Origin of the sequence: Streptomyces sp. NPDC018031 (assembly GCF_044327625.1) — a bacterium.
Taxonomy (GTDB): Bacteria; Actinomycetota; Actinomycetes; order Streptomycetales; family Streptomycetaceae; genus Streptomyces.
The window spans coordinates 1-26,689 of sequence record NZ_JBIRFT010000016.1; the positions used below are offsets into that span (position 1 = coordinate 1).

25 protein-coding genes and 4 pseudogenes are annotated in these 26,689 nt (G+C 74.2%); 11 read left to right on the forward strand and 18 right to left on the reverse strand.

Features of this window, described 5'->3' with window-relative positions; all coding sequences use genetic code 11:
- From ACH4B3_RS27305 to ACH4B3_RS27315, 3 genes and pseudogenes are all read right to left on the reverse strand, one after another.
- Nucleotides 1-203, reverse strand: a pseudogene (locus tag ACH4B3_RS27305) (IS701 family transposase); the annotation flags it as partial.
- A gap of 274 nt (nt 204-477) precedes the next feature.
- A pseudogene (locus ACH4B3_RS27310) lies at nt 478-864 on the reverse strand (helix-turn-helix domain-containing protein); the annotation flags it as partial.
- A gap of 92 nt (nt 865-956) precedes the next feature.
- Nucleotides 957-1,979, reverse strand: a complete 1,023-nt coding sequence (locus tag ACH4B3_RS27315) for a hypothetical protein (RefSeq protein WP_398467114.1) — start codon at nt 1,977-1,979, stop codon at nt 957-959.
- Nucleotides 1,980-2,097: 118 nt separating this feature from the next.
- Between ACH4B3_RS27315 and ACH4B3_RS27320 the strand changes: the two genes are divergently transcribed.
- On the forward strand, nt 2,098-2,712 hold the full coding sequence (locus ACH4B3_RS27320) for a TetR/AcrR family transcriptional regulator (RefSeq protein WP_398467116.1): 615 nt from the start codon (nt 2,098-2,100) through the stop codon (nt 2,710-2,712).
- 233 nt (nt 2,713-2,945) lie between these two features.
- Here ACH4B3_RS27320 and ACH4B3_RS27325 read toward each other — a convergent pair whose 3' ends face one another.
- Nucleotides 2,946-3,812: a GNAT family N-acetyltransferase gene (locus ACH4B3_RS27325; RefSeq protein ID WP_398467118.1), complete on the reverse strand. Its 867-nt coding sequence runs from the start codon at nt 3,810-3,812 to the stop codon at nt 2,946-2,948.
- A 371-nt stretch (nt 3,813-4,183) separates the two neighbouring features.
- Between ACH4B3_RS27325 and ACH4B3_RS27330 the strand changes: the two genes are divergently transcribed.
- From ACH4B3_RS27330 to ACH4B3_RS27340, 3 genes are all read left to right on the forward strand, one after another.
- Complete coding sequence (locus ACH4B3_RS27330; protein WP_398467120.1) at nt 4,184-6,268, forward strand: AAA family ATPase; 2,085 nt, start codon at nt 4,184-4,186, stop codon at nt 6,266-6,268.
- 210 nt (nt 6,269-6,478) lie between these two features.
- Nucleotides 6,479-7,390, forward strand: a complete 912-nt coding sequence (locus ACH4B3_RS27335; RefSeq protein ID WP_398467122.1) for a hypothetical protein — start codon at nt 6,479-6,481, stop codon at nt 7,388-7,390.
- A gap of 113 nt (nt 7,391-7,503) precedes the next feature.
- Nucleotides 7,504-7,794, forward strand: coding sequence for a hypothetical protein (locus ACH4B3_RS27340; protein WP_398467124.1), 291 nt, complete (start codon nt 7,504-7,506; stop codon nt 7,792-7,794).
- A 64-nt stretch (nt 7,795-7,858) separates the two neighbouring features.
- On the opposite strand, the gene ACH4B3_RS27345 is transcribed toward ACH4B3_RS27340, so the two are convergent.
- On the reverse strand, nt 7,859-8,326 hold the full coding sequence (locus ACH4B3_RS27345; RefSeq protein WP_398467126.1) for an SRPBCC family protein: 468 nt from the start codon (nt 8,324-8,326) through the stop codon (nt 7,859-7,861).
- A gap of 120 nt (nt 8,327-8,446) precedes the next feature.
- Here ACH4B3_RS27345 and ACH4B3_RS27350 point away from each other — a divergent pair, with 120 nt between their 5' ends.
- Complete coding sequence (locus ACH4B3_RS27350; RefSeq protein WP_398467128.1) at nt 8,447-8,926, forward strand: MarR family winged helix-turn-helix transcriptional regulator; 480 nt, start codon at nt 8,447-8,449, stop codon at nt 8,924-8,926.
- 109 nt (nt 8,927-9,035) lie between these two features.
- On the opposite strand, the gene ACH4B3_RS27355 is transcribed toward ACH4B3_RS27350, so the two are convergent.
- The 4 genes from ACH4B3_RS27355 to ACH4B3_RS27370 all read right to left on the reverse strand — a co-directional run bounded on the left by ACH4B3_RS27355 (nt 9,036) and on the right by ACH4B3_RS27370 (nt 13,767).
- A complete protein-coding gene (locus ACH4B3_RS27355) occupies nt 9,036-9,635 on the reverse strand; it encodes a lipoprotein (RefSeq protein ID WP_398467129.1) in 600 nt (199 codons plus the stop codon).
- A 611-nt stretch (nt 9,636-10,246) separates the two neighbouring features.
- Nucleotides 10,247-11,668 (reverse strand): MFS transporter, encoded by a 1,422-nt coding sequence (locus ACH4B3_RS27360; protein ID WP_398467131.1) that lies wholly within the window; start codon nt 11,666-11,668, stop codon nt 10,247-10,249.
- A 234-nt stretch (nt 11,669-11,902) separates the two neighbouring features.
- Entirely contained in the window at nt 11,903-12,538 is a 636-nt protein-coding gene (locus ACH4B3_RS27365; RefSeq protein ID WP_398467133.1) for a response regulator, read from the reverse strand.
- The gene (locus tag ACH4B3_RS27370) at nt 12,535-13,767 is read right to left on the reverse strand and encodes a sensor histidine kinase (RefSeq protein ID WP_398467135.1); all 1,233 of its coding nucleotides are present in this window, start codon (nt 13,765-13,767) and stop codon (nt 12,535-12,537) included. Before ACH4B3_RS27370 ends, ACH4B3_RS27365 begins: the two co-directional genes overlap by 4 nt.
- A gap of 172 nt (nt 13,768-13,939) precedes the next feature.
- On the opposite strand from ACH4B3_RS27370, the gene ACH4B3_RS27375 reads away from it, so the two are divergent.
- Both ACH4B3_RS27375 and ACH4B3_RS27380 read left to right on the forward strand, forming a co-directional pair.
- Nucleotides 13,940-15,028, forward strand: coding sequence for an ABC transporter permease (locus ACH4B3_RS27375; RefSeq protein WP_398467137.1), 1,089 nt, complete (start codon nt 13,940-13,942; stop codon nt 15,026-15,028).
- A complete protein-coding gene (locus ACH4B3_RS27380; protein WP_398467139.1) occupies nt 15,025-15,708 on the forward strand; it encodes an ABC transporter ATP-binding protein in 684 nt (227 codons plus the stop codon). The genes ACH4B3_RS27375 and ACH4B3_RS27380 overlap by 4 nt, the downstream gene beginning before the upstream one ends.
- Nucleotides 15,709-15,813: 105 nt before the next feature.
- Here ACH4B3_RS27380 and ACH4B3_RS27385 read toward each other — a convergent pair whose 3' ends face one another.
- On the reverse strand, nt 15,814-16,287 hold the full coding sequence (locus tag ACH4B3_RS27385; RefSeq protein ID WP_398467141.1) for a hypothetical protein: 474 nt from the start codon (nt 16,285-16,287) through the stop codon (nt 15,814-15,816).
- A 530-nt stretch (nt 16,288-16,817) separates the two neighbouring features.
- On the opposite strand from ACH4B3_RS27385, the gene ACH4B3_RS27390 reads away from it, so the two are divergent.
- Nucleotides 16,818-18,254: an aminopeptidase P family protein gene (locus ACH4B3_RS27390; protein WP_398467143.1), complete on the forward strand. Its 1,437-nt coding sequence runs from the start codon at nt 16,818-16,820 to the stop codon at nt 18,252-18,254.
- A 170-nt stretch (nt 18,255-18,424) separates the two neighbouring features.
- On the opposite strand, the gene ACH4B3_RS27395 is transcribed toward ACH4B3_RS27390, so the two are convergent.
- Complete coding sequence (locus ACH4B3_RS27395) at nt 18,425-18,994, reverse strand: hypothetical protein (protein WP_398467145.1); 570 nt, start codon at nt 18,992-18,994, stop codon at nt 18,425-18,427.
- A gap of 168 nt (nt 18,995-19,162) precedes the next feature.
- Nucleotides 19,163-19,423 carry a hypothetical protein gene (locus ACH4B3_RS27400; RefSeq protein ID WP_398467147.1) on the reverse strand — a complete coding sequence of 87 codons (261 nt, stop codon included), beginning with the start codon at nt 19,421-19,423 and terminating at the stop codon, nt 19,163-19,165.
- Nucleotides 19,424-19,812: 389 nt separating this feature from the next.
- Between ACH4B3_RS27400 and ACH4B3_RS27405 the strand changes: the two genes are divergently transcribed.
- The gene (locus ACH4B3_RS27405) at nt 19,813-20,508 is read left to right on the forward strand and encodes a hypothetical protein (RefSeq protein WP_398467149.1); all 696 of its coding nucleotides are present in this window, start codon (nt 19,813-19,815) and stop codon (nt 20,506-20,508) included.
- A gap of 400 nt (nt 20,509-20,908) precedes the next feature.
- Nucleotides 20,909-21,139: a hypothetical protein gene (locus ACH4B3_RS27410; RefSeq protein ID WP_398467151.1), complete on the forward strand. Its 231-nt coding sequence runs from the start codon at nt 20,909-20,911 to the stop codon at nt 21,137-21,139.
- Between the two features lie 200 nt (nt 21,140-21,339).
- On the opposite strand, the gene ACH4B3_RS27415 is transcribed toward ACH4B3_RS27410, so the two are convergent.
- Together ACH4B3_RS27415 and ACH4B3_RS27420 are read right to left on the reverse strand one after the other, a co-directional pair.
- The gene (locus ACH4B3_RS27415; RefSeq protein WP_398467153.1) at nt 21,340-22,167 is read right to left on the reverse strand and encodes an MOSC domain-containing protein; all 828 of its coding nucleotides are present in this window, start codon (nt 22,165-22,167) and stop codon (nt 21,340-21,342) included.
- A gap of 16 nt (nt 22,168-22,183) precedes the next feature.
- Nucleotides 22,184-22,852, reverse strand: a complete 669-nt coding sequence (locus ACH4B3_RS27420) for an O-methyltransferase (RefSeq protein WP_398467155.1) — start codon at nt 22,850-22,852, stop codon at nt 22,184-22,186.
- A 90-nt stretch (nt 22,853-22,942) separates the two neighbouring features.
- Here ACH4B3_RS27420 and ACH4B3_RS27425 point away from each other — a divergent pair, with 90 nt between their 5' ends.
- Nucleotides 22,943-23,839 carry a winged helix-turn-helix transcriptional regulator gene (locus tag ACH4B3_RS27425; RefSeq protein ID WP_398467157.1) on the forward strand — a complete coding sequence of 299 codons (897 nt, stop codon included), beginning with the start codon at nt 22,943-22,945 and terminating at the stop codon, nt 23,837-23,839.
- A 130-nt stretch (nt 23,840-23,969) separates the two neighbouring features.
- On the opposite strand, the gene ACH4B3_RS27430 is transcribed toward ACH4B3_RS27425, so the two are convergent.
- From ACH4B3_RS27430 to ACH4B3_RS27445, 4 genes and pseudogenes are all read right to left on the reverse strand, one after another.
- Nucleotides 23,970-24,488, reverse strand: coding sequence for a GNAT family N-acetyltransferase (locus ACH4B3_RS27430; RefSeq protein WP_398467159.1), 519 nt, complete (start codon nt 24,486-24,488; stop codon nt 23,970-23,972).
- 450 nt (nt 24,489-24,938) lie between these two features.
- The gene (locus ACH4B3_RS27435) at nt 24,939-25,505 is read right to left on the reverse strand and encodes a hypothetical protein (protein ID WP_398467160.1); all 567 of its coding nucleotides are present in this window, start codon (nt 25,503-25,505) and stop codon (nt 24,939-24,941) included.
- Nucleotides 25,506-25,736: 231 nt separating this feature from the next.
- Nucleotides 25,737-26,041 (reverse strand): annotated as a pseudogene (locus ACH4B3_RS27440) (IS701 family transposase); the annotation flags it as partial.
- A 114-nt stretch (nt 26,042-26,155) separates the two neighbouring features.
- Nucleotides 26,156-26,554, reverse strand: a pseudogene (locus tag ACH4B3_RS27445) (DUF5701 family protein); the annotation flags it as partial.
- Nucleotides 26,555-26,689 lie beyond the last annotated feature (135 nt).

Consider the following 26,689-nt stretch of genomic DNA (forward strand, 5'->3'; position numbering starts at 1 on the left):
CGGTGGATGCGGTCCGGGCCTGCGTGGCCGGCTTCCTCAGCCAGCGTCCAGCCGTTCTTCCGTTGCAGCGGAGCGATCAGGCCCCGCATACAAGCCAGTGCGGATTCCCGGGGCTCCGACCTGCTGAAACGGTGCACGAACCGCTCATGCACAGCATCCAGTTCGCCCGCCCACAACCTGACATCAGCAAGGTCCCCACCCATGACCGCACCGACGACCAACCTGACCATCAGTCACGGCAGACGCCGTTGCCGTACTGGTCCCTTTCGTTCGGATCGTCCGATCGTCAGGCCGGGTGTGCCGTCAACCGATGTGCGGCGGGCGCGGATTGAGCCGTTGTTGCCGGACCGGACGCCGAGGCGGGGTGGCCGCTGGCGGAATCACCGGCGGGTGATCGACGCGACTTCGAGTTCCGGACCGGGACGCAGTGGGTCCACCTGCCGGAGAAGTACGGCAACTGCCGGCGGCGCTCAGCGTCTCGGCGAGGCGGATGATCTGGCGGGTGGGCCGGTCCATCCGGCGCAGGCGGTTGACGTGGTGGCGAGTCGGGGCGCGGTGGACGGTGGAGGCGGGCATGTCCAGGATCGGGCCGATCCGGGCCGGGCCCGGGTTTCAGCTCGTGCCGCAGCTCGCAGATCCGGGCATCGACGTCACGGGAGTTCGCTGCGGGGTCGTCCGAGGCCGGCTGGGACGGTCGAACAAGCCGGCGTCGCCCTCGGTGCGCCGGCGGCGTACCCACCTGAGGGCCGGAGTGCGGGAGGTGCCCATCTCTTCGGTGACGTGAGCGACGGGCCTGCCGGCCCGGACCCGGTCGATCAGGAGCCGCCTGCCGTGGACGGTCAGCCGGGCAAGGGGATGTGGCACGAGGGCCTTCGCCGTGTGAGGTGAGGACGAGCGCATACGACGGTGGCCGCCCACCTTCGACGAGGTGGGCGGCCACCGTTGGTCTCAGCCGTTCAGTCGCGGTAGCAGTCGGCGACGGCGCTGAACGCGGCCTTGGGCTCCCACGGCATGTCGGGGTAGGTGGCGCCGGGGCCGTCTTCGAGGACTTTGACGATGCCGTAGCTGGCGAGGTCCAGGTCGTCGCGGGGGTCGCCGTCGGGGCGGTGCGGGAAATCGTAGAGCGCGAAGGTGAACACGAAGGCGGTGTCGATGCCGCCGGCATCGAACGCCTCCAGCAGTTCGCGCACGTACGTGGCCTGACCGGCTTCGTCGCGGTCATACTCCCCGTCCAGCCGCACGGGCACACGGCTGTCACTGTCGTACTGAACGACCTCCAGGCCGCGGGCGCCGATGTCACCGGCGCCCCGGTAGCCGGCGGCTCCGAACTCGGTGATGGCCACCGGCTTGCCCTGGGCGACGAGGTGGCGGATGCCGCCGGCGAACCGGTCGGCGATTTCGGCGGACCGGTAGAGGTCCAGGGACATGATGTCGAAGGGGGTCCAGTCGACGTTCTCCAGCGGCACGGCGGCGTAGGTGACCTTGCCGCCGAAGCGAGCGCGGACCACGTCGACGGCCTCGGCCAGGAACTCGTTGACCCGGGCGCCGGTCTCGGCAATGTGCGCCCGGGCCTGCTCGGGGCGGCTGAGCAGGGCGACGCGCTCGTCGGTGCTGTCGCCCGGCAGGAATCCCTTGTTCATCAGGCTCAGCTCGGCGCCGGTGACGAACACGACCTCGGCCCCCCGCTGCCGCAGCCGCTCCGCGCGCTCGGCGCAGTCCGCGAACAACGACAGCATCTCGTCGGTGGTCAGCTCCAGCGGATAGGGGGAGAACCAGACCTCCAGGCCGAGGTCGGCGGCGTATCCCGCGGCGAGCTCGATCCGGTCGGGATCGCCGCCCATGATGCGCACCGCGGTGCAGTGCAGGTCGTTGCGGATGATCGTCAGCTCGCGCCTCACCACCTCCGCGTCGAACCGCTCCCGGCCGAGCCGGCCGTTGCAGGCGAATCCGGTGTCGTAGCTGATGCCTTTGGCGCGCATGCGTCGCCCTCTCTCCCGCCGAAGCCTTTAGGGTACTGACCGTACCTTATTTGCGACGGATCAACGAGCGTCGTCAAGATGAGCAGGTACGACGAGTACCGATCGCGAGTGGGAGACCATGCCGGAGCCATCGCCGGGCCCGTCCGGCGCCGGGCAGACGCGGCGCCGCGGTGCCGCCCTGGAAGAGGCCATCCTGCGTGCCGCGGTGGACGAACTCGCCGAATCCGGACTCTCCGGTTTCACGATGGACAAGGTCGCCGCCCGCGCCGGCACCAACAAGAACGCCCTCTACCGCCGTTGGCCCAACCGCCTCGCCCTCGCCATCGCCGCCTACCGGCGGCTGGCCACCGCCGTCCAGCCACCCGACACCGGCACCCTGCGCGGCGACGTCCTGGAATGGCTCCGCCAGGCCAACCGTTACTGGAGCTCTCCCCAGGGGGCGCTCCTGCGCGAACTGCTCGCCGCCGCCGGCGGCGCCACTGACCTCCTGGCGCAACTCCAAGAGCAATCCGGCGCCGCCGAGCCCTGGCTGACCATCCTGGGGCGCGCGGTCGCGCGCGGTGAAGCCTCCCCCGAAGCGCTCCACCCCCGGGTCGCCACCGTCGCCATGGTCCTGCTGCGCAACGAATTCGTCGTACGCGGCACCCCCGCCGCCCCCGACGAGGTCCTCGTCGAGATCGTCGACGAGGTGTACCTGCCACTGGTGCGCGTCCGAAGCGCGCCACCGTCCTGAAACACCGACGCACCTCCGCAGGTCGTGATCTTCAGCCCTGCCCGACCACTCGGTCGTGCCCCGGCACAACGGGCCGAGCGCTGTTCCCGCCACCCGACCGTCAACAACACTCGTCGGCGGTACAACCAGCCAGGACCGGTCCGCCCCACCGGGTTCCTCCCTCGCACCCCGGGCGTTGACGTGCCCGAGAGGCCCGGCCCGTGGCAGAGCACCGGGAACGACACCGCGAGGCGCTACGCGTCCCGGTATGCGTCCCGCATCTCCGGGCACCGCTGGAAACCGGCTGAGGTGTAGGTGGCGACGGCGCCGACGTTGGAGCTCGGAGTGCAGACGGTCGCGCTCGACGAGCCCAGTTCCCGGAGCGCGGCCGCCGCGGCCATGGTGATCGCCTTGCCGTAGCCGCGACGGCGGTGCTCCCGGTGCACGCCCATCGGTTCGAGCAACCCGGGCCTGCCCGGGCCGGCCGACCACACCGTCACCGCCGCCACCGCGTTGCCCCGGTCGTCGTACGCGAGCAGACACCGGGCGTCGGCGTACGGCGATCCGGCCGCCATCGCGTGCCAGCGCTCGTCGGTGAACGTCGACCCGTGGAACGCTGCCCGAAGCACCGCGGCGAACGCACGGGCCTTCTCCGGTCCGACCACCTCGATCCGCATGCCCGGGTTCTCCACCGGCTCGGCGAGGCCCCGGCGCAACGGCGTCCACGGCTCATCGGCGTTCCAGCCGCTCGCGAAGAGCAGATCGTGGACCAGCGCGCCCGTCGGAGCCTCGACGTTCGCCTTCCCCTCGGGCAGCACGCCGCGCTCGGGCCTGGTCACGTCCTCGACCAGCCGCCGTGCCAACTCCGCGTCCCGCCGGGCGTCCGGCGCGATCGTCAGCCGCAGCAGCCCGGGACCGTCCAGCAGACCGACGGCGAGAGTCCTTCCGTCCCGGCTCCACGTCCGGACCGCCGCGGCCGTCGTCTCCGCACCCGACCGCCAGAACCAGCCCAGGTCCCCCGGATGCAGCTGCATCGGCGCCCCGTCGTCCTGCCACTCCCGCAGCACGTCCACAACGCCACCCAGCCCGTCGACTCCCGGTTCGGACAATGCGATCGCCATACCGCCGATCACACACCACGACACCGGCGGTCCGCATCCGGTTTCCGACCGGCCGGCGTGGGCCAGGGCTCTGGCCACGGCCTCTTCAGGCCGGCGGTCGGCGCGGAGTCCCTCCGGAGTCGCGCGCCGCGGCGCCGGTCCAGTGGTCGCCGGCCCGGCCGGCAGCGCGCCGGCGGGCGCCGCGCGGTGGGGGAACCGTGCCGCGGGAGCCCGGCCGGAGTACCGGCCACGCCAGGGCCCCCTCCGGTCGGACCCGGCACGGCGGGCCGGGAGTTGTTGACTCCGGCACCGGCCCGGCGTGAGCATGTGGTCCCCCTTCCGCCTGTTCGCACGGCCACCCGCCGCCCGCCCGCGCGGCGGAGCACGGCGCGGTGGCCGTACGGCTCGAGGCCCGAGCGAGGACCACCTTGACGTGCACCGTTCCCCTCACCCGGAGGGACATCGAGACGGCAGCCCGACGGCAGCTCGCCCGGAACGGAGGTGTCGTGGTGCGCGGGCCGGGCGGGTCCGGCAAGACCTGGATCCTGCGGGCCGTGGTGGCCTGGGCACGCGAGCGAGGCGAGACCGTACTGGTCGCCGGACCCGGCCCGGCCGAACGCACGGTGCCGTTCAGCTCGCTGGCCGACCTGCTGGACGCCGTACCGGCGCCGGACTTCGCGCCGCTGCCGGCACCGCAGCGAGCCGCGCTGCTCGCCGCCGTCCGCCGCGAGCCCGTACCACCGCACTCGGCCGGCCCCGACCGGCTCGACCCGCTCGCACTCCGGCTCGGCGCGCTGGGTCTGCTGCGGCGACTCGCCGACCGTGGCCCGGTGCTGCTCGCCGTCGACGACGCCCAGCACATCGACAATCCCAGCGCGGACATCCTGCGGTACGCGGCCCGGCGGCTGACCGGCCACGCCTTACGGGCCGTGGTCATCGAGAGCACCGGGAGCACCGGGAGCACCGAGAGCACCGAGAGCACCGAGAGCACCGGGACGCCGCGCGCGGTGGTTCCGGGCAGCGCCCTGTGCCCCGGCGAGCCGCTGCTCCTCGACCTCCCGCCGGCCGACCTCGCCGAACTCCGCGAACTGGTGGACGGGCGGACACGGCGCAGAACTCCGGGCTGGCTGCTGCGCGCCGTGCACCAGGCGTGCGCGGGCAACCTCCGGGACGCCCTGGAGATCACCGGACTGCTGGACCACTGCGCGGCCCACCCTGACCGGGACGCGCCGCTGCCGGTACCCGGCCGGGTCCGGGACGCCCTGGCCGCCCGACTGCATGGCGCGGACCCCGCGGTGCGGGACCTCCTGGTACTGGCCGCCTGCGCGCCGCGCCCCACCGTGCGGCTGCTGTGCGGCACCCCCGGTACCCCACCGGGCGGCTCGGCGCCCCACGCGCCGTCCGGGGAACCGCGGTTCCCCGGACAGCTCCCGCCGCACTGCCCGCCGGCGCCCGGCAGGCCCGCCACGACGGTGGTCCACGCCCTCCTCACCGCGCTGCACTCCGGCGTACTCGTGGTGGACGACGACGGGGACCGGCTGCGTTTCGCGGAACCGCTGTTCGCCGCCGCGTCGTACGCGGCCGCGAGCCCTGCCTGCCGCCGCTGGGCACACGCCCGGCTCGCCGAGACCCTCCCGGAGACCGGCCACCGGGCGCGCCACCAGCCCCTGGCGTCACCGTGGCCGGACGAGGAACTGGCCGCCGCCTTGGCGGCCGCCGCGCGGCTGGCCGCCTTCTTCGTCCGCCTCGACCGCTATGAGGACGAGGGCGCCGCGCCGGCCGGAACCGACGCCCCGGTCAGCGCCCGGGAGGCGGCCGCCCAAGCGCCACGCCTGGTCGGTGCGCCGATCGCCGTCTACTCCCTCAGCCCCGACTTCGTGCGCGGCCGCAGCCCGGCCGGCACCCCGGTGGCCCGGCTCGCCTACGTCGCCACCGAGGCCCGCTCGGCGACCGGCCGGACCGCCACCGTGCAGACCGAACAGGACCCGCACACCCGGAAATGGGAGGTCACCACGGTCCTGTCGGGCATCGACGAGATCGCCTACTCCCGCCAGGCGGCCGGGACCAAGGTGTTTCACCGAGCCGCAGATCGCTGCCTGGTACAAGGTCGACGGCGGCCGGGTGCTGCCGCTCAACGACACCGCGCGCCGCTCGGTCGGCGCGCGGGGGATCACCACCGCCGCTTACCAGAAACTGGTCCACGGCCGGTACGCCGACAAGCTGCCCGGCTCCGCCTACCAGCGCTCCGGGAAGCTCGGAGGGTTCTCGCCCGACGCACCGGCGACCGCGTCCGGTACCTCCGCCGCCACCGACTCGCCGGAGGTCCGCACAGCGCTCGGCGCCGGTGCCGCCGCCCTGCTCGCCGGCGTGGCCGGCATCCGCCTGATACGCCGCAGGAACGCGACCGCGGGCTGATCCGAGGAGCGGGGCGGGCCGCCCCGACCGGAGCCGGCCCGCCCTGCCCCGGCCGCCTGTGACCGCCGCGACCGGGACGAGTGGCCGGCCCGGACGCGGCGTTCCCCGGTACCGGCGAGCCGTTCCGCGACGGCGCACGGCGGGCACCCGTGAACCGCACGCCGGCCCGTCCGCCGCGGGGGGCTCGCCTCGCGATCTGCCGCGGACGGGGCGTGATCACCCGGCCCGGCACCCGAGTTGCAGCCCACGAACGGCGCCGTGAGACTTGCCGTATGGACCGTGTCATACCCGAAACGGGTCCGACCGCGGAGCCGGCCGTTCGTCGGCCCGACGACAACCGCGAAGCGTTCACCGCCGTGCACCGGGCGGAGATCCGACACCTCGTCGAGACGCCCTGGAAGGCCCATGCCGAGACGGGCGCGCGCATCTCCGAGGCGGAGCGACGGGCCTACACCCCTGCGCTGCGGATCGTGGAGCAGGACGCCGACGCCGCGGCCGCCGCCCGGGAACTCACCGAACTGCGGCGCGCTGCCCGGTCCCGGCAGTGGGATGGTGCCGGGACCGGGACCACGCACACCTGGGACGACCGGGTCAGGGACGCGTTCAGGGGCGTACAGCACGGAATCAACGTCATCGGGCTGCCTTACGACTGGGAGATCCGCGATCCGGTGCACAACGCGGGCGAAGCCGTCGCGGACAAGGCGGCGGGTACGTTCGAGGCCTTCGTCCAGGGGTACTTCGGCAGCGGCGCCAGCTGGGCGACCGCGGGTGTGGGGGTGGCGCTGAAAGCCACCGTCGACGGGGTCGCGCGGATTGCGCCGCCCATGGACGACACCTGGCGGTGGTCCATCGACGCGAACGTGTTCTCCGCGCACACCCGCGGAGTGTGCACGGTGGTGGTCCAGGATCCCGTCTCGGGAGCGGTGCTGGGCCCCCAGGGGGAGCGGACGATCCAGCTCTGGAGCCACACCTCGCAGACCGGCGCGGGCGGAGCCGGATCCGGCTCCTTCTTCGCTTCCGACATCGCACCCACGGTGACCCTGACGGCCGGTCAGGTATGCAACGTCAACTTTCTGCTGAGCGTCTTCACGGACCAGTCCGGAGACATCTTCTTCGGCCACTCCTACGCCGACTGCCGGTTGCGGGTGCACCTGCCGTTCTTCGTGGTCCACATGAACGTCTGACGCCCCTCGCCCGGGGGACGCGAGAGCCGGCGCCGCACCGCCGCCGGCGGCCGCTCGCCGGGATTCCCCGGAAGGCCCTTCGCGGGCGCGCGGGACGGCTTAGAGTGCCCGGCATGGCCGTGGAGACCCGCATCGAAAGCGACGGACGGCGGCGGAAGGTCCCCGAGGGGCCGTCGCCGATCCCCGGATGGGACATCGCGTACGACCACACCAGCGGCCCGGACCCGCATCTGGTGATACGGCAGGGCGAGGGCGCCGGCACCCGGTGGGCACTGGCCTGCCCCTGGCACCGGGAGTACACCCCGGTGCCGACGCAGAACGCCGAGCGCGCCCTGCGCCGGCAGGGCCGCGCGGCCTGGTGCCCCGGCTGCGCCGCGGGCCGTCCGCACCCGTCGGACGCCTGACGGCGCGGGGCCGCTGCCCGGTGAATGGCACGGAGCGGCGGCAACGGGGCCCGGCGGGCGGGGCTCAGGGCGCGGGGGTCGCGCTGCCGCCGGCGACACTCTCGCGGGTGAGGGCCAGGGTGGTCCGCAGGGCCTGCAGGTAGCCGGCCCGCATCCGCTCCGCCTCGCGCTCGTCTTCCTCTCCCTGGCCGAGGGCCACCGTGGCGCTGAAGGTGAGGGTGAGGCCGGTCTCGTCCTCGCCGATGTCGTTGTGGATCAGCCAGGTCGCCCGCTCGTCCCGGCGCGAGAAGCTGACCCGCCGCTTGGGGTGGAAGGCCACCTCCTCCCGTACCCGCTCCCCGTGGAGGACCACCTCGCGCACCAGGCCCTCGGGGGTGTGTTCCACCACGGTGCACTCCGTCATGGCCGGCACGAAGGGCACCGCGTTGCGGGCCTTGCGCAGCAGTCCGGACCAGACGTCGTCGCGGTCCAGACGAACCTGGTCGGCGAGGTCGGGGTCATTGACGGGCACGGTCGCGCTGATGGTGCGCATGGTTCCTCCTGAGCGCCATTTGCTTGTGCGGCCAATTAAATGCCTCGACGGCTCTCTGCGCAAGCAGACCGGGGAGAGTGCGCTTGGAAGGGGGATATTCCTTGTCGGTACAATGAGCGTATGACCGAGCCTCGCGACACCATCAGTCATGCCGTGACCCGCGTCGCCCGCCTGCACCGCGCCGCCGCGGGGCAGTTGCTGCGGCGCTCCGGTCTGTATCCCGGTCAGGAGCTGCTGATGATGCAGCTGTGGGACCACGGCCCGCAGCCGCAGAGCCGGCTGATCGAGGAACTGGGTCTGGACGCGTCGACGGTGACGCGGATGGTCCAGCGACTGGAGCAGGCGGGTTTCGTCCGCCGGCGCCGCAGCGACACCGATCGCCGCGCCGTCGTCGTCGAACCGACCGCCGCCGCCCAGGCGCTGCACGAACAGGTCCTGCACGCCTGGGAACAGCTGGAAGACCTCACCCTGCACGGCCTCGCGGAGCCGGAACGGGCCACCATCGCCACGCTGCTGGGAAGGATCGAGGACAACCTCCGCGAGCCGGCCGACCCGCCCGGTCGCCCCGGTGGCCGAGCGGGGGGCGCCGACGGCGGCTGACGGGCGGCCGCCTCCGCCACCGGCCCGCGGTGCCGGAATCGCCGCTGCGCTCAGCGGCCGTCCGGCTGCCGCCGGGCCCGGGCAGGTTCGGAGGTTCCCGCTCCGCGCCTCAGGAGGTCGGGCCGAGGGTCCGCTTGGCCAGCTCGAACGCCGGAAGCAGCGCCTGGTGCTCGGCGGCATTGAGCCCGCCGAGATGGATGACCACACCGCCGTGCCCGGTCATCACGGCCAGGGCCCGTTCGGGCCTGACCTCACCGGCGGACAGGTCGGCGACGGTGTAGCCGACCTCGGTGGCGGGCAGGCCACCGGCCCTGGTGTCGCGGTACTCGATGTCACTCGCGAAGTTCTCGTCGTCGACGAACTTCTCCAGCAGGGCGCGGGGTGTGCCGCCGGGCGCGGCGGCGCCCCCGGTGCCGGACCACACGGTGAGGAAGCCGGTGTGCCCGGTGGGCCTGGCGTCGAGCTCGCAGGCGGGCGTGAGCGGCCCCTGACGGCCGAGCGGGCCCATCCGGTCCACCGTCGCCGGGGTGATGGCCTCCGCCTTCCAGGACGTCGCCAGGGTGAAGTGCACCGGCAGTTCGCACGCGGTGCCCCGGTCGCCCAGCTTCTTCTCGGCGGCCTTCGGCTCCTCGCCCCCGCCGGACGAGCAGCCACTGAGCACGCCCATCGCCACCACCGCACCCACCACGGCCCGCGACACCCTGCGCATCCCCGCGATCCCCCCAGCCGAGCCCACATGATCCGGAAAATTCGCCGCAGCCTATACGAGAAGCGCGATCCCGGACCACACAGGCCGCGCCTGCGCCGCATGGAGGGCGTGGCCGCGCCTGTCCGCCCGGCGGCGTGGCGACCGGCACCGGTCCGTGGCCCGACCGGCCCGGCGGTGCCGGTCCCGCCGCGGGAGCCACCCGTCCGGGCGGGCACGCCGGAGCGGCGGCCGCGGGCAGCTCGTCCACCATGTCGCGCACCTGCTCCCAGCGCCGGTCCCGGGTCCCCGCCCGGGCCGCCATGGCCGAGCCCCTGACCCGGCGGCCCGTGCCCGGGCGCCGTCCCTGAGCGGGCCGCCGCCCGCCGTGCCCGCGGACACCTCCCCGGTCGCGCGGCGGTCGGGCGGCACCGGCCTGGCGACCCGGGTGCGGCGGTGCGCGATCGTGCCGTCCCCGGGCCCGGGCCCGGGCCTTGGTCCCGGTCCCGCGACGTGGCGGGCCAGGGGTGTCGGCCGATCGGCCGCTGAGGCGTTCGGTACCCGCCCGGGCGGCGGCCAGGGAGCGCCACCCGCCCCGACGGCAGGGGAACGCGGGCCGCGGCCCGCCCGTGGGCTCAGCGGGCCCGTGGCTCGCGCGGCTTCGCCGGCACGCACCGCCAGGCGATGCCCGCGGCGGTCAGATAGGCGAGCGCGCCGATGGCCATGCCGGTGCGCACCCCGGTTGCGGGGTCGGTGGCGAGCAGGCTGCCGCCGAGTGCCACCCCGGTGGCGCTGCCGATCTGGCGGGTGGTGTTGAACAGGGCGGACGCGGCGCCGGAGTACGCCGGGGGTGCGGCACCCATCACGGTGGCGGTCGAGCCGGTGAGGGCGAAGGAGGTGCCGAAGCCCGCGGCCATCATCGGGGCCACCAGCAGCGGGTAGGCGGCGTGGGATCCCGCCGCGGCCCAGCCGGCCAGCCCCAGGGCCGCCAGCAGCATGCCGGAGACCACCAGCGGACGATCGCCGGTGCGGCGGGCCAGCCGGGCGGACAGGACGGAGGCGAACATGGTCATCGCCACCGCCGGGAACAGCGCCAGCCCGGTCTCGAGGGCGCTGAAGCCGCGCTGGCGCTGGAACTCCAGGCTCGCGGTGAACACCATCCCGTAGAAGCCGAAGTTGAACAGCAGGCCGATGACGGCGCCGCCGCCCATCGTGCGCGAGCGCAGCAGGCTCAGCGGAAGGGCGGGAGACCGGGCGAGCCGCTCCCGCAGCACGAACGACGCGGCCGCCGGCACGGCCAGACCCAGCCCGGCGAGCACGGCGGGATCGGACCAGCCCCGCCGTCCGGCCTCGTTGAGCGCCCCGGTCAGCAGGGCCACCGTCGCGACGACCGCGCACTGCGCCGGCCAGTCCATGGCCCGGTCGGCGCGCCGGGGCGAGCGTCCCACATGACGCCACGTCAGCAGGAGGCAGACCGCGCCGACGGGCAGGTTGACGAGGAACACCCAGCGCCAGCCCGCCACGGCGACGAGCAGCCCGCCCAGCAGCGGACCGGCGGCGGCCGCGATGCCCGCCATCGACCCCCACAGCCCGAAGGCCCGCGAGCGTGCGGCCGGCGCCGGGTAGGCCTGCTGCAGCAGAGCCAGCGAACCGGGCACGATCAGGGCCGCGCCGAGCCCCTCCACCAGTCGTGCCGCGACCAGGAAGGCGGTGCCGGGGGCGAGCGCGCACGCGGCCGAGGCCACCGTGAACACCACGACACCCGAGCAGAAGACCCGGCGGTTGCCCCACCGGTCGCCCAGCGCGCCACCGGTCAGCAGGAACCCGGCGAAGACCAGCGTGTACCCGTTGGTGATCCACTGCATGCCGGTGAGCGAGGTGGACAACTCCCGGCCGATCACCGGCACGGCGACGTTGATCACCGTCACGTCCAGGATCACCATGAAGTACCCGGCGCACACCGCCAGCAGCGGGGCCGGGGACGGCGGCGCGGACTTCCGCGCCGACTCCGGGGAGGACGTGGAACCGCCGCCACCGGCCGACTCCGCGAACGCCACGGCCTCAACTCCATCCCGTCCGCGTGGCCCCGCGCCGGAAGCCTTGAAGCGACGAAGCCACATTAGGCGACATATCACCCACATCGCCGGACCGTGGCCGCGGTGCCGGGCGGAGACCGCCGCCCTCGACCGGCGACACGCAGTGCGTGCCAGCCGCCGGCAGCACGGCGCGGTACGGCACCTCGGCGTGCGGGTCCCGCCGTGCCCGGGGCCGCGGTGACCGCACCCGCCCGGTCAGCGGCGGATGAGGCCCAGGTCGGTGGCGGTGGCGACGGCCGCGGTGCGTGACTCGACGCCGAGCTTGGCGTAGACCCGGGCCAGGTGGGATTTGACGGTGCCCTCGGTGAGGTGCAGGCGGTGGCCGACGGCCTGGTTGGACAGGCCGTCCGCGACCAGGGCGAGGACCTCCGTCTCACGCCGGGTCAGGGTGGTGCCGGGGGTCCGCAGCCGGTGCAGGAGCCGGTCGGCGACCGCGGGTGCGAGGGTGGTGCGCCCGGCGGCGGCCGTACGTACGGCGACGGCGAGGTCCTCGGGCGGGGCGTCCTTGAGGAGGTAGCCGGTGGCGCCGGCCTCGATGGCGGGCAGGGTGTCCGCGTCGGAGTCGTAGGTGGTGACGATCAGTACGCGGGGGGCGCCCGGCTGGGCGGTGATCCGCGCGGTGGCCTCGGCGCCGCCCATGCCGGTGCCGAACTGCAGGTCCATCAGGACGACGTCGACGCCGCCCTCGGCGGCGCGGGTGACGGCCTCCTCGGCGGTGGCCGCTTCGGCCACGATGACCAGGCCGGGTTCGGTTTCGAGGACGGCGCGCAGTCCTGCTCGAACGACCGGGTGGTCGTCGGCGAGGAGGAGGCGGATGGGGCTGTCGGTCACGGGCGGGCCTCGGGCTCGGTGTCGGTGGGCGGGGTGAGGGGGAGCCGGGCGGCCAGGGCGGTGCCGTGGCCGGGGGCGGACTCGACGGTCAGGGTGCCGCCGAGCGCGTGGGTACGGGCACGCATGGCCGCCAGGCCGAAGCCGCCGCTTCCGGGGTCGGGCGCGGGCAGCCGGTCGGGGTCGAACCCGGTGCCGTCGTCGACGACGTCGAGGGCGATGTGGTCGCCGAGGTAGCTGAGGGTGACCTCGGCGGTGCCGGCCCGCGCGTGGCGGACGGTGTTGGCCAGGGCGGACTGGGCGATGCGCAGCAGGGCGACCTCGTACGCGGTCGGCAGCGGGGCCGCCTCGCCGGTGAGGTGGAAGCGGGCGGTGAGCGGGTGCCGCGCGCCGGTCGTGGCGCACAGGCGGGCCAGGGCGTCGGCCAGGGTGGTGCCTTCGAGGGCTGGCGGGGAGAGGGCGGCGACGAAGCGACGGGCCTCGGCGAGATCGTCCACGGCGGCCTGCCGGGCCGCCTCCACATGGCGGGCGGCGACGTCGGGCCGGCCGGGCAGGGCGCGCTCGGCGGCACGCAGCAGCAACTGGATGCTGGACAGGCCCTGGGCGAGGGTGTCGTGGATCTCGCGGGCCAGCCGTTCCCGTTCGGCGAGCACCCCGGCGGTGTGCTGGGCCCGGGCCAGGTCGGCGCGGGTGGCGGTGAGCTCCTCGATCAGCCGGCGGCGTCGTTCACTCTCCCGGTACAGCGCCTGGTATCCCCACACCACCGCCACCGCGACGGCGGCCCCGAGAGCCGGGCCGATCGCCATGGCCGGGCTGAAGGACCGCTGGTGGGCGGCGAAGCCGGCGACGGCCGCGGCCGCGGTGGCGGCCACGACGGCCGGCCCGGCGCGGCGGGGCAGCAGGTGGAGCTGGAGGAAGTACAGCGGGAAGGCGACCCACACGGCCTCCGGGGACAGCGCCAGCAGCGCCACCCACACGGCGCCCACGGCGGCCAGCCACCAGGCGGCGGCGGGCCGGGAGAGGCGGATCCGGGGCCAGAGCGGCCCGGCGGCGTATACCAGGGCACAGGCCGCCGCCACGGCGACGATCAGCCCGGCGCGGGGCCGGCCGTCGGCCACGGCCCGCCCGGCGGCCAGCGCCAGCAGACCGACGATCAGCAGGTGCAGGCACCAGGCCAGGGCCCGGGTGGTCGGGGTGAGGGCGAGGGTGGGGGAGGGGGCGGAAGCGTTCACAGTGCCTCCCAGGCTACGAAGGCGGGCGCCCGGGGGCCTCCATCGAAAGTTGGAACCCGCGGGCCGCCTTTCGCCCCCGGAAGTGCCGTCCTGTGCCGGACGCGCGCACCGGGGGGCGGCGGCGAGGGTGGTGCTGTACCGCTTCCACCGCCGGAAAGGACTGGCCAGGGCCGTGTTCGTCGCCTGGAGGGACCTGAAGTTCACCAAGGGGCGCTTCGCCCTGATGGGAACCGTCATCGTGCTGATCACCCTGCTGGTCGGGCTGCTGTCCGGTCTGACGGCCGGACTGGGGCAGCAGAACATCTCCGCGATCACCGGCCTGCCGGTGGACCGGATCGCCTTCCAGGCCCCCGGCGGCGGGCAGGACCTGTCGTACACCGACTCCACCGTCACCCAGCGGCAGTGGCGGCGGTGGGCCGCGGCCCCCGGCGTCGAAAGCGCCGAACCGCTGGGGATCACCACCACCAAGGCCACCGCCGGGGACCGGAGCACCGGGGTCTCGGCCTTCGGCGTCCGGCCCGGTTCCCGCCTCGCCCCGGACGGCCGCAGGATCGACGACCGGTCGGCGGTGCTGTCCACCGCGGCGGCCGGCGACCTCGGGGTGCGGGCCGGCGACTCCTTCACCCTGGCCGGGCGGCCGCTGAAGGTGGCCGCGGTGCGGGGTGACGCCTTCTTCAGCCACACGCCGGTCATCTGGACCAGTCTGGACACCTGGCGCCGCACCGCGCCCCCCACCGGCACCGGTGACGGGCCCACGGCCACCGTCATCGCCCTGGACACCACCTCCCGGGCCGAGGTCGCGGCCACCGACCGGCAGGCCGGCACCAGGACGGTCAGCACCGGCGACTCGCTGTCCGCGATCGGCTCCTACACCGCCGAGAACGGCTCCCTGCAGCTGATGCGCGGCTCCCTGTTCGTCATCTGCGCCCTCGTCATCGGGGCCTTCTTCAGCGTGTGGACCATCCAGCGCAGCGGCGACATCGCCGTCCTGAAGGCGCTCGGCGCCTCGACCGCCGACCTGCTCAAGGACGCCCTCGGCCAGGCGGTCGTGCTGCTCGCCGCGAGCACCCTGATCGGCACCGGCATCGCGGCCGGCCTGGGGGCGCTCCTCTCCCGCTCGGCCGTGCCGTTCCTGCTCACCCCCGCCACCGTCCTGCTCCCGGCCGCCGTGCTGATCGTCCTCGGAGTCCTCGGGGCCGCCCTGTCCGTCCGCCGCATCACCTCCGTCGACCCGCTGACCGCCCTGGGGAACGCCCGATGAGCCTGCGCCTGACCGGTATCACCCTCACCTACCCCGACGGCGACACCCGGCTGACCGCGCTGGACCGGGTCAGTCTGGACGTTCCGCGCGGCAACCTGACCGCCGTGGTGGGCCCCTCCGGTTCCGGCAAGTCCAGCCTGCTGGCCGTGGCCGCCACCCTGATCACCGCCGACGCCGGCACCGTCACCATCGACGGCACCTCCACCACCGGCATGAGCCGCGGCGAACTCACCGCGGTGCGCCGCCGCAGCATCGGCATCGTCTTCCAGCAGCCCAACCTGCTGCCCTCGCTGACCGCCGCCGAGCAGCTCCAGGTCATGGCCCGGATCGACGGCTGCAAGCCCCGCAGCGTACGCAGCCGGGCGCTGGAACTCCTCGACGCGGTCGGCCTCGCCGACCGGGCCGGCCACCGGCCGCACCAGCTCTCCGGCGGTCAGCGGCAGCGGGTCAACATCGCCCGCGCCCTGATGAACGACCCCACCGTGCTGCTGGTCGACGAACCGACCGGCGCGCTCGACCACGAACGCGGTGCCGCCGTCATCGACCTGATCACCCGGCTCACCCGCCTGCGGGCCACGGCCACCGTCCTGGTCACCCACGACCGCACCCACCTCACCGCCGCCGACCGGATCGTAGAAGTCCACGACGGACGCCTCCGTCCGTCGGCGGCACCCCGCTGAGGCTCCGCCCCGGCCGTCTCCGTGCGCCGCGGCCCGACGGCCCGCGCGGTCCCGGCTCCCGGCGACGGCCGTGTCGGACCACGACGGGCCTCGCCGGTGCGCGGGTCAGCCCAGCAGCGGTCCGCCGGCCTCGTCCGCGGGCACCGGCTGGGCGTCGTCCGGTGCCCCGGGCCGCCGGACGGGCTTGCCGATGTCCGTGAAGTCCATGCCGGCCGCCACGCCGCCCGAGCCCATGTCGCAGGTGAAGCGGGTACGCACGACGTGCCCGGACCGGTCGATCCACACCTCCGCGAGGACCGGGATGTCGCCACCCATGCGCCGGCGGCCGGTGTCCAGCTTCGCGCGCATGTCCCGCGCCATGCGGAGGGTGAGCGTGTCGTGGGTGAGCTTTCCGCGGTACCGCACCACCGGTGCACCGGCCACCGTCTCCTCGCCGGCCTTCGTGAAGCCGCGGGTCCGGGCCACCTGGCGCAGGACGTGTTCCGGGTCGTTCATCGGCGCGCGGGGGAGGGAGTGCACCACGGTCTTCTCCCGGGGGACCGATCGCCAGGCGGTGTCGCCGTACCTCTCGGCCGGCATCCGGAAGCAGACGGCTTCCCGGGCCGGGCCGGACGACGGACCCGCGGCCGGTGACGGTGGGCGGCGCGCCGCCCCGGTGGCCCGGCGGCGCGCTGTGCGGAGACCTCCGGGGCGCCGGCCCGTGGGGCGGACGACCCGTCGGGCGGGCGGGCGGACCAACCCGGCGGGCCGTCCGGATCCCCTCATCGACAGATGACACAAAAGCAGCGTTGATCTTCATACGGGTGTATGAAGCGATGCCGTGCGGATCTCTGCCAGGCTGCCGTTCGCAGCAAGCTCGCGCGGGGCGCCGGACAGGGGACTTCGAGCGCCGACACCTGCGACCGGGCCGCCTGGTTCCGCCCCGGGCGGGTCCACGGGGAGCACTCGTCAGCAGGTCGCGACCGCCGGCATCGCCCGGGTGCGGAGGTCCGGCCGAGCCCGTGACGACGCATCGCCGTTGCCGCCCGGAGCTCTCGGGCCGGTCCGCGGCCGCGGGCTCCCTGCGATCGACGAGGCAGTGCGTGACCGATCCGTGTCAGGAGGCACTTGTGACCCAGGCGAAGGACGAGAGCAAGGAGCGGAAGAACGGCCTGTACCGGGGGGTGAGCGCCGAACTCGCCGAGAACATGAAGCGGGGCTGGGCCGACACCGAGCGGCGCGACCTCGCCCCCCTCGCACAGGCACCGCACGCCGAGCACCGCCGGGCCCGACTCTCCGCCCGCTTCCCCGGCGAGCTGCTGGTGGTACCGGCCGGCAACCCGAAGGTCCGCTCCAACGACACCGACTACCCCTTCCGGCCCTCCTCCGACTACGTCTACCTGACCGGGGACCAGTCCCAGGACGCGGTCGTGGTACTGGAGCCGCGCCCGGAGGGCAGCCACCAGGCGGTCGCCTACCTGCGCCCTCGGTCCGACCGGGAGAACGGCGAGTTCTGGCTCGACTACCACGGTGAGCTCTGGGACGGCCGCCGCAACAGCCTCACCGAGAACGAGCGGCTGCTGGGCCTGCCCTGCCGTGACATCCGTACGCTGGTCGGGCGCCTCGGCGCGGCGACCGGCCCGATCCGCCTGCTGCGCGGGCACGACGCGGGAGTCGACGCCGTCCTGCGGGACAAGGTGACCGCCGAGCGCGACGACGAGTTCCGTGTGGCGCTGTCGGAAATGCGCCTGGTCAAGGACGAGTTCGAGATCGCGGACCTGCGCTTCGCGTGCGCGGCCACCGTCCGCGGCTTCGAGGACGTGGTCCGCATCCTCGGAACGGACACGCCGACACCGGAGCGCGCCATCGAGGGCACCTTCTGGATGCGCGCCCGGACCGAGGGCAACGACGTCGGCTACACATCGGTCTGCGCCGCCGGACCGCACGCCACCACCCTGCACTGGGTCCGCAACGACGGCGAGGCCCGCCCCGGCGACCTGCTGCTGCTCGACGCCGGCGTGGAGAGCCGGAATCTGTACACCGCCGACGTCACCCGCACCCTGCCCGTCGACGGCCGCTTCACCCCGGTCCAGCGCAAGGTCTACGACGCGGTGTACGCGGCGCAGGAGGCCGGGATCGCGGCGGTCAAGCCCGGTGCCGCCTACCGGGACTTCCACGACGCCGCCCAGCGGGTCCTGGCCGAGCACCTGGCCGCCTGGGGCCTGTTCGGCGACCGGTCGGCGGAGGAGGCCTACGAGCTGGGACTGCACCGCCGCTGGACGCTGGCCGGCACCGGCCACATGCTGGGTCTGGACGTCCACGACTGCGCCCGGGCCCGGACCGAGTCGTACGTGGACGGGACGCTGGCGGCGGGCATGGTGCTCACCGTGGAGCCGGGGCTGTACTTCCAGTCCGACGACCGCACGGTCCCCGAGGAACTGCGCGGCATCGGCGTTCGCATCGAGGACGACATCCTCGTCACCGACGGCGGCAACGAGAACCTCTCGGACGGCCTGCCGCGCACCGCGGACGACGTCGAGGCGTGGATGGCCCGGCTGCGGAGCTGACCCGCCCGGCCCGTCCGGCCGGGGGTACACCGGACCGCCGTGCGCGGCCCGGTGTACCCCCGGCATCCCACCGGCCGGCAGCAATTCGGCCCTTCGGGCCGGGACGGGAGCCGGGCGACGGGCCTCCGCGGCCGCGCGCCCGGCACGCGGTCAGTGCCCCGTGAGGCGCTTCACCGCAACGCGGACTCCAGCGCGGCGACCACGGGCCCGGAACTGGTGGACGGGAGCTTCCAGCGGAAGACGGCCCCGTCGCCGCCGCGGTAGACGAGGGTGCCCCCCTTCCCGGCGGTGGTGATGTCGAAGGCGACGGTGTCGACCTGGAAGGTGTCGGGCCCCACGGTCGGCACGCCCTCGCTGAAGCCGACGGGAGCGATCCTCCTGGCGCCCTCTCCGTTCCCCGCCCCGACGGTGTGCCCGTCGGGCGCCTTCCACCGGAAGCCGCCGTCGTCGGCGGTGGTCCGCACCGGGGTCCCGGCCCGGTTCTCGGCCTTGAAGGTGACGACGGCGAAGAGACCGTGCTCCGGGGTGCCGGTGCGGGTCCGGTCGACGTAGACCACGGTGTCCGGGGTGATGCGCACCGTTCCCCTGCCGCCGGCGCCGGCCGTGTCGGTGCCCTGGCCCAGGCGGAGCGTGGTGCGCGGACCCGGCGGCGGACTTCCTCCGTCGTCGCTGCCGGTGCAGGCGGTGAGGCTCAGACAGCAGACCGCCGCGAGCAGGGGTGCGGTGATGTAGTGGCGCATGGTTCCTCTGGTCGGGAGCGGGCGAAGTAGCCAAAGTGTGCTCCCGTCCGGCGAGCGGGCCGACTCGCGGTCGGCCTTTGTGACCAACATGACACCGCTGGGCCGCCGGGCCGACCGGGCGGCGTCGCGCCGCCGCCCCGGTGCCCCGGGGCGAGGCGCGCGGACCCGTCACACCTCAAGACAGCCGCAGATCTCCCAGCCGTCCACCGTGATGCAGATGCACAGACCACCGCCCTGGGTGGTGGTCGCGTGCTTGCCCGGGCGGGCCACCGAGAACCGGGCGTTGAACTCGACGCTCTCATCGCTCGACTGGCTCATCTTCCCGGGGGCGGCCCGGAGGACGTGGCCGATCAGCGCCCGGGCGAAGGAGTCCGGGGTGTGCACTTCCTTGAATGCCTCGATGAAGGGTTCATTGACGTCATGGGCCATCGTCCGGCCTTCCTCTCACCTCGATGTCCGACGGGCTCAGTCCCGCACGTTGTCCACCCTCGGCCGGGGCGCGGCGCGGGGCACGCCGAGCGCGTGCGGTGACCGGCCGGACGGGTGACCGCGCACCCTCGTAGCCCGGGCGGAGCCCACGCAACGGACGGGCGCCATGACGCCGGAGACGGCGCGCCGCCGCCGCGGGGTGCCGAAGCCGATGCGGCTGACACCCGGCTCCCGCGGGTCCCACCGCGAAGCCGGGTCGCGGCGTGGCGCGTGCGCTGACCGGGCCTGGCGTGGCACGAATTTGTGCGCATCACGGCACTCGCACCACTCGCCCCGCGCGACCGCCCGCGAGAGTGTGGCGGGGAACCGATCGTCCACGGGAGTCACGCATGAACCACGAGGTCCGCTCGCCCGTCAGTGTCCTGGTCACCGCCGGCGGTGACCCTCGGCACCACGTCGGCACCGGGGCGGCGGCGCCCTGGCCCGAGTTGCTGACTTCGGCCGCGGGGGAGTGCACCGCCGTGCTGGAGCGGGCCACCGCCGCCGCGGGCGCGCAGCGGTGGGAGGAGCCCGCGGGTGACGGGGAACTGGAGTGGAGCTGCCACGCCACCCTTGACCACATGGCGCTGGGCGTCGTCGGCTACGCGGGGCTGCTGGTGGCCCGCCCGGCGGATCGCTACATCTCGCTGTTCGCCTCGCTCGACCCGCAGGCGCCGGTGCCGGTCCGGCTGGAGGGCATCCGGATCGCGGCGGCGCTGCTCGCCTCGGTGGTCCGGCAGACCGAACCGGAGGCGCGGGCCTGGCACCCGTGGGGCCACTCGGACGCGCCGGGGTTTGCCGCCATGGGCGTCGTGGAGCTGACCATGCACACCTACGACATCGCCCGCACCCTGGGGCTGGACTGGGCCCCGCCGGAAGAGCTGTGCGCCCCGGCGGTGGCCCGGCTCTTCCCCGACGCCCCGGCCGGGACCGGCGCGGCGGCCGCCCTGCTGTGGTGCACGGGACGGACCGCGCTGCCCGGGCTGGCGCGGCGTACGCAGTGGCAGTGGCACGGCGCGGCGCCGGCGGTGGCGCCGGGCGGCTGACCCGGATTCGCCGCCGCGGACGAGCCGCCCGGAGCCGTACGAGCCGCGGCGCGGGCACGCGGCCGGCCCCGCCGACGCCGGCCGCGCAGGCCACCCGGACCGTCGCCGTGACGGCTCGGGCGGACCGTGACTCGCCCACTGCCTGGCGACCTCGCCCGCAACCGACTCGCCGCCCGGCTCCGCCGGCCGCCCCCGTCGGCCCGCGCCTGTGCCAGCGCCACGGGTACGGCCGAAGGGGTACGGCCGGAGGTCAGGTCAGCTGCTGCCGTTCAGCAGGGTGTGGCGAGCTGCGTCAGCGTGTGGAAGGCGGTCTTTCCCTCCCGGGCGAGAGCGGTCAGCCCGGCGCGGCGCAGGGTGCCGACGTGTTCACTGGCGCTCGCCGGCGAGATACCCGCCCACCGTGCGAGCTGCCGCCGTTTCGGCCATCACCGCCGCAGCCGCCGCCCTCGCCCTCCCCGCCACGGCCCAGGCCGCTCCGGAGCGGAGCTCCTCCCCGTCGGCAGCGGCCGGGTGGCAGCTCCACAGCGGCCCCTACGACAGCCTGAGCTGGTGCCAGGAGATGGGCGAGTACTACGGCTACAACTCGCGGAACTCCTACTGCGACCAGTTGCACCTCGAGGGTGGTACCTGATCGTCTGGAGGTGACAGCCACCCGCGCGGGCCCCGGACCACGGGCACGTGGCGGGGCCGTGCGTCGCTCCCCTTCGCGGAAGCCGGGGCCCGGACCGGCGAGGCGGACGCAGGGCCGGGCGACCGGGTGGTGGACCGTCCGGGCCACCGCGTCGCCTCGCCCCGCGGCGGCGGAGCTGCCGGGGGCTCGTGGTGCGCGCCTCAGAGTTCGGACCGGCCCCAGGCCGTCACCGTCACCTCGTCCCCGACAGCGATCTTCCCCGGGGTGAGGACCGCGAACTTGGCGCCGAACGCGATGCCGCCTTCCGCGGCTCGCCGGTAGCCGGCGAGGGTCCGCAGCGGTTCTGGGCCGGCCCGGGTGCCGGTCTCCTGGTCGACCATGGTGACGGCGCAGCGGATGGCGAGTTTGGCGTATCCGAGGTGGGTGGCGCCGATGTCGAGGCGGTGGGCGCGGTCCTCGGTGTGCGGATCGTCCCAGCCGTCGATGACGATGTTGGCACGGAAGCGGTCGGCGGGAACGGGCGGGTTCCCGCGGGCCGCCAGCTCGAGGTCGAGCAGTTCCAGGGTGGCGCGGGAGATGACATGGAGGGCGCAGCTGTCCGCATAGCCGGAGGTGCCGGGTGTCCTGCCGTCGGTCACCCGGTGGTGCTCCGGCGGGACGCGCACCAGACGGCTGCGGGCGCCCAGCACGTCGGAGAGCCAGGCGGCGGCCGGGTCGCCCTGGTCGATGCCCTGGAACGGGGCGCCGAACAGGTCCACGGCCCGGCGGGCGCCGGTGGTGTCGACGTGGACGGTGAGCGGTTCGGTACCGGAGGCCCGGAGGGTGAGCCGTCGGCCGTCCGCCTCGACGGCGGGCCGGACCAGGGCGAGGCGGGGGTCGCGGCGCTGGGTACGGAAGACGCCCTGCTCGCTGACGACCATGAAGCTGCGGTCGTGCGCGAGTCCGGCCGGGGTGACCTGGGCCTCGGCGACCGGCGCACCGGCGCAGCCCTTGACGGGGTAGTACGACAACGCGACGACGCGGGACATGGCTCCGGATCCCCCGTCAGCCGGTGACCAGGGCGAGGGTGAAGCCGTCGTAGCCCTTGGCGCCGACGGTCTGCACCGTGGTGGCGGTGAGCCGGGGGTGGGCGGCGATGAGCTCGGTGAAGTGGCGTACGCCCCGCACCCGGGGGTCGCTACTGGTGGAATCGGTGACCGCGCCGTCGCGGACGACGTTGTCGCCGATGATGACGCTGCCGGGCCGGGTCAGTTCGAGGGCCCATCGCAGATAGTCGGGATTGGCGGGCTTGTCGGCGTCGATGAACACGAGGTCGAAGGGGCCCGCGCCCTCCTCGGCGAGCCGGGGCAGCGAGTCGAGGGCCCGGCCGACGCGGATGTCGACGACGTGGTCGAGGCCGGCGCGCGCGATGTTGGCAGCGGCCACGGCGGCATACCGGTCGTCGGCCTCCAGGGTCACCAGACGCCCGTCGCCCGGCAGCGCGCGGGCGAGCCAGATGGTGCTGTAACCGCCGAGGGTGCCGATCTCCAGCACGGTTCGGGCGTTGTGGATACGGGCGAGCAGATGCAGCAACTTGCCCTGGTTGGGGGCGACCTGGTGCGGCGGGAGTCCGGCCGCGTCGCTCTCCGCGGCGGCCGCGAGCAGCGGGGCGTCTTCTTCGACCAGGAGGCCGTTGAAGTAGTCGTCGACGGCCGTCCAGGTCTGCTGAGCCATAGTGAGTTCCCTTTCAAAACTTACTAAGTTCCGAACGGGAACCTACTATGGCCGTGCTGGCCGCTGTCAACGGTTTTCCGGAGTGAGACGATGAGTACACGGCGCGTTCCCGACGACGCCTGCGGAATCGCGCAGGCTGCGGCGGTCGTCGGCGACTGGTGGAGCCTTCTGGTGCTGCGCGAGATCGCCCGCGGCCACCACCGCTTCGACCGGCTCGCGGACGAACTCGGGCTCTCCCGCAAGGTCCTCTCCGAACGCCTGCGCACCCTGACCGACCGGAACGTCCTGGAGCGCCGCCGCTACCAGGACCGTCCTCCCCGCTACGAGTACGTCCTCACCGAGCAGGGTCTCGGGCTGATGCCCGTCCTGGTCTCACTGCAGGACTGGGCCGACCGGTGGCTCCTCGGCGACGGCACCCTCACCGGACGGGCGGCCGACGGCGGCGCGGAAGCCCGTCGCGTCGCGGCACTGGCCGGCGAGGCCGTCCCCGAGGGCCTGCGGCTGCCCGGCACCGACGGCCGCGACCACGACCCCCTGCCGCCCCGGGCAGGCGCCACGGTTCTGTTCGCCTACCCGGCGACCGGAGTCCCCGGCATCCCCGCCGACCTCGCCGGCACACCGGTGCCCGGCAGCGCCGGCTGCACGCTCGAAAGCCGCCGGTTCCGCGCCGCCTGGCCCCGGTTCGACGCCGAGGGCATCGCCGTCCGCGGCGTGAGCACCCAGTCTCCCCAGGAACAAGCCGCCTTCGCCGAGGCGGAGCACCTGCCCTTCCCCCTGCTGTCCGACGCCCAGCTCCACCTCACCGCGGCGCTGCGCCTGCCGACCTTCCGCGCGGGTCAGAGCCTTAGGATCAAGAGGCTCATCCTCGTGGTGGGACCCGACCGGGTCATCCGGCACACCATCTTCCCGGTCACGGACATCCCCGCCGCCGTCTCGCAGGCACTCGCCCTCGCGACCGAAACCCGCGAGAGGGTACGGATGGTGTAGGGGGGCCACCCCGGTGGACGGCTTCCCAACGCCGCGGCTCAGGCCGGAGGTCCGGGTGCGTCCTCGGGATCACGACGGCGTCGCGATCGCACTCCGGTGCGGCGACCGTCTCCGCCGTCGCCGACCGGTTTCACCGCGCCGCCGGAAGCTCCCACCTGATCTCGCCGTCGTGCCAGTGACCGGTGGGTGCCAGGCCGGCTGCGGCGGCGACCGCGGCGGACGCTTGGTGATCCGGATGGATGTGGGCGCGGATCCCCCGGACGCCGTGCCCGCTCAACCAGGTGACCAGCGCTCGGGCCGCCTCGGTGGCGATCCCGCGTCCCTGCCACGGAGTTCCGACCACCCAGGCGACCTCGGCCGCACACCCGCGCTCGTCGGCAGTGATCGTCGCCTGCACCGTCCCGGCCAGGCATTCCTCCCCGCGGAGCCGGATCACCCAGTTCCACCACGTCTCGGAAGGGTGGGGCGCACCGGCCACCAGGCGTTCGTACCGCGCCCGCAACGCCTGCGGAGAGAACGGGACACCGCCGATGAAGGCGTGCAGAGCCGGATCGGAGAGCACCTCGGCCATCTCGTCCGCGTGCCCGACGGCGAGCGGCACGAGGCTCAGCCGGTCCGTCTCGACAACACCGATCTCCATGGCTTCCATGTCCCCCGTCCGACCGCTGCCCGTGGTGGTGCCCTGGCGACACTACGGCGCTGCCATGACCGGTGAACTTCGGGGGCCTCCCGGCGATCACCGGACCCCGTGGTGGGGCGTTCCGCCGGACTGTCGCACCCCCGCACCCGACTCCGTCGGGCTCATGCGTCCCCGCGCCCGACCTTCGGGTTGGTGCGTCGTCCCGCCGTCCCGCCCGTTGCCGGGGACGTTCCGGGGACGGCCGGCGTTCGGGTCAGAGGACGACGAGGGGCCTGCCGAGCTGCGGGGCGAGCCAGGGTCTGCGGCCGGCCGCCGATGTGCACCCGCCCGCCGGTCGCCGTTGTGCGCCTGGCGACCGCCGCGCCGTGCGGGCCGCCGACCAGGTCCATGACGGGGCGCGCCGTCGGGCGGCCGGCTCCCGGCCACCCGACGGCGCGACTTCGACAGTGCGTGTCGCCCTCAGAGGGCGATCGACTTCCACACCTGGCCCAGCCGGCACCGGAAAGCGGCGGGCGCGGAGGACGGCGGGATGCTGATCTCGGCCGACAGCGACTTGGTCCGGGTCTGGCCGGCGGGCACATCGTTCACGCTGAAGAGCAGGCCGTCCAGGTACTGGCCGTTCCCGTCGACGATCTCGACGGTGCCGTTGTAGCCGGCCTTGCCCTGCGAATTGCCGTTGGTGATGCTGATGGTGGCGGAGGACCGGTCGCCCTGGAAGTCGAAGTCGCAGGCGGTGACGGTGATGTCGTCCTCGGGCGGGGTCGTGCTCAGCGGGCCCGTCGGCGGCGTCGTGGTCGGACCGCCGGTGGTGGTGCCGCCGGTGGTGGTGCCGCCGGTGGTGGTGCCGGCGGTCTGGCCACCTGTGCCGGACAGCCCGCCGGAGTTCCCCAGCCCGCCGGACGAGGTGAAGCCGTCGTTCGATCCGGCGGAGCGGCGCTTCTTGCCGTCCCCGCAACCGGTCACTCCGGCCAGGGCGATCACGGCGACAGCGGCCGTGGCGACGGCACGGACTCCAGTGGGCTTCATGCGTTCATTCCCCCGATTGCCTACTGATGCGAGCAGTTTGAGCGCCTGGCTTTGACAGGCACGCGCCAGACTATCAAGGGCGGAACGAGTCCTTCCGCCGGGCTCGGAGGGCCGGCGGTGTGCGATACACGTCTTGGTGCTCCAGTCAGACATCGTTGCCTGAGATGGTTCTTCTTCCGTAGTGGCAGTGCCGGGCCGTGGCCTGGTGGCGGCTGCGCCAGCGGGACCAGCTCAGGGCGTGTGTGATGGTGCCGCCTCGGGGTTCGGGGCGCGGAAGCAGTACGTCCAGGAGTCGCCGTACCTCCGCCAAGGTGACGGGGACGGTGCTGGTGGTGTCGCTTCTGCTGCCCGTTTTCCGGTGGCCTGGGTCGCGGGGGCGGCCAGGAAGGCGTGGGCGAGCGTGGCCAGGGTGATGTGCCGGTACCAGCCGGGTGGCGGCGGACCTCGTGCTGGTCCAGGCCGCACTCGTTCCTGGCGGCCTGGAAGGCTTCCTCGATCGCCCAGCTGGATCCGGCGACCCGGACCAGGTCGGCGACCGTGGTGCCGTTGGGCGCGTGGGCGACGTGGGTCTGCTTGAACAGCCGGAAGGTTCAGCTCATCCGGGTCAGGGCGGCGGCGCGAAACTGAGCGCAGCAGGGCCGCCCGCCCCGTCAGGCGCGTCCCCCGCTGACGGGAGGCCGGAGCTCCCGGCCGCCGGCGGAGGCGAAGCCGAGCCAGGTGTGGCGGTTGCGCCACCAGCACCAGACGACCTTCGGGGCGTTGCGGCGCTCCGTCCCGTCGCGTCCGGTGCCGTTGCTGATCCAGATCGCCGGGGTGCGGGCGTCCAGGGTGTCGTTCGCCTTGCGCGGTCGGGAGCCGATGGTCATGAAGCAGCGGTTGCGTTCCAGGGCGGCGGGCTGCTGGAGGACCCAGTGGATGCCTTCGGTGAGCAGCAGTGGGGTGCGGTCGTCGCGGGCGAGGGCGGGGAGTGCTTCGTCCGGGCTCCCGTCGGCCATGTGGTCCCCGCGGTCGACGCCGGTGACGAGGTAGAGCGGAGTGTCGGGCAGTTGCGGGGGCGGACGCCGCGGCACTCCCGTGCGGCAGGGCCGGTCCGGGGCGCCCGGTCGTCCTCGGCGGGCACCGGCGAACCGGCTCCGCGCCCGCTCCGGAATCCGGCCCGCGCCGCCGAGGCCGGCGCACCCGGT

Coding starts and splice junctions, on each gene's coding strand:
- ACH4B3_RS27345 (WP_398467126.1), bottom strand. CDS start 8,326: ATGCGCACCATCAGCGCGACCGTGCCCGTCAATGACCCCGACCTCGCC.
- ACH4B3_RS27425 (WP_398467157.1), top strand. CDS start 22,943: ATGAGTACACGGCGCGTTCCCGACGACGCCTGCGGAATCGCGCAGGCT.
- ACH4B3_RS27355 (WP_398467129.1), bottom strand. CDS start 9,635: ATGCGCAGGGTGTCGCGGGCCGTGGTGGGTGCGGTGGTGGCGATGGGC.
- ACH4B3_RS27315 (WP_398467114.1), bottom strand. CDS start 1,979: ATGCGCGCCAAAGGCATCAGCTACGACACCGGATTCGCCTGCAACGGC.
- ACH4B3_RS27385 (WP_398467141.1), bottom strand. CDS start 16,287: ATGCCGGCCGAGAGGTACGGCGACACCGCCTGGCGATCGGTCCCCCGG.
- ACH4B3_RS27340 (WP_398467124.1), top strand. CDS start 7,504: ATGGCCGTGGAGACCCGCATCGAAAGCGACGGACGGCGGCGGAAGGTC.
- ACH4B3_RS27430 (WP_398467159.1), bottom strand. CDS start 24,488: ATGGAAGCCATGGAGATCGGTGTTGTCGAGACGGACCGGCTGAGCCTC.
- ACH4B3_RS27415 (WP_398467153.1), bottom strand. CDS start 22,167: ATGTCCCGCGTCGTCGCGTTGTCGTACTACCCCGTCAAGGGCTGCGCC.
- ACH4B3_RS27320 (WP_398467116.1), top strand. CDS start 2,098: ATGCCGGAGCCATCGCCGGGCCCGTCCGGCGCCGGGCAGACGCGGCGC.
- ACH4B3_RS27335 (WP_398467122.1), top strand. CDS start 6,479: ATGGACCGTGTCATACCCGAAACGGGTCCGACCGCGGAGCCGGCCGTT.
- ACH4B3_RS27405 (WP_398467149.1), top strand. CDS start 19,813: ATGAACCACGAGGTCCGCTCGCCCGTCAGTGTCCTGGTCACCGCCGGC.
- ACH4B3_RS27395 (WP_398467145.1), bottom strand. CDS start 18,994: ATGCGCCACTACATCACCGCACCCCTGCTCGCGGCGGTCTGCTGTCTG.
- ACH4B3_RS27350 (WP_398467128.1), top strand. CDS start 8,447: ATGACCGAGCCTCGCGACACCATCAGTCATGCCGTGACCCGCGTCGCC.
- ACH4B3_RS27325 (WP_398467118.1), bottom strand. CDS start 3,812: ATGGCGATCGCATTGTCCGAACCGGGAGTCGACGGGCTGGGTGGCGTT.
- ACH4B3_RS27435 (WP_398467160.1), bottom strand. CDS start 25,505: ATGAAGCCCACTGGAGTCCGTGCCGTCGCCACGGCCGCTGTCGCCGTG.
- ACH4B3_RS27400 (WP_398467147.1), bottom strand. CDS start 19,423: ATGGCCCATGACGTCAATGAACCCTTCATCGAGGCATTCAAGGAAGTG.
- ACH4B3_RS27380 (WP_398467139.1), top strand. CDS start 15,025: ATGAGCCTGCGCCTGACCGGTATCACCCTCACCTACCCCGACGGCGAC.
- ACH4B3_RS27420 (WP_398467155.1), bottom strand. CDS start 22,852: ATGGCTCAGCAGACCTGGACGGCCGTCGACGACTACTTCAACGGCCTC.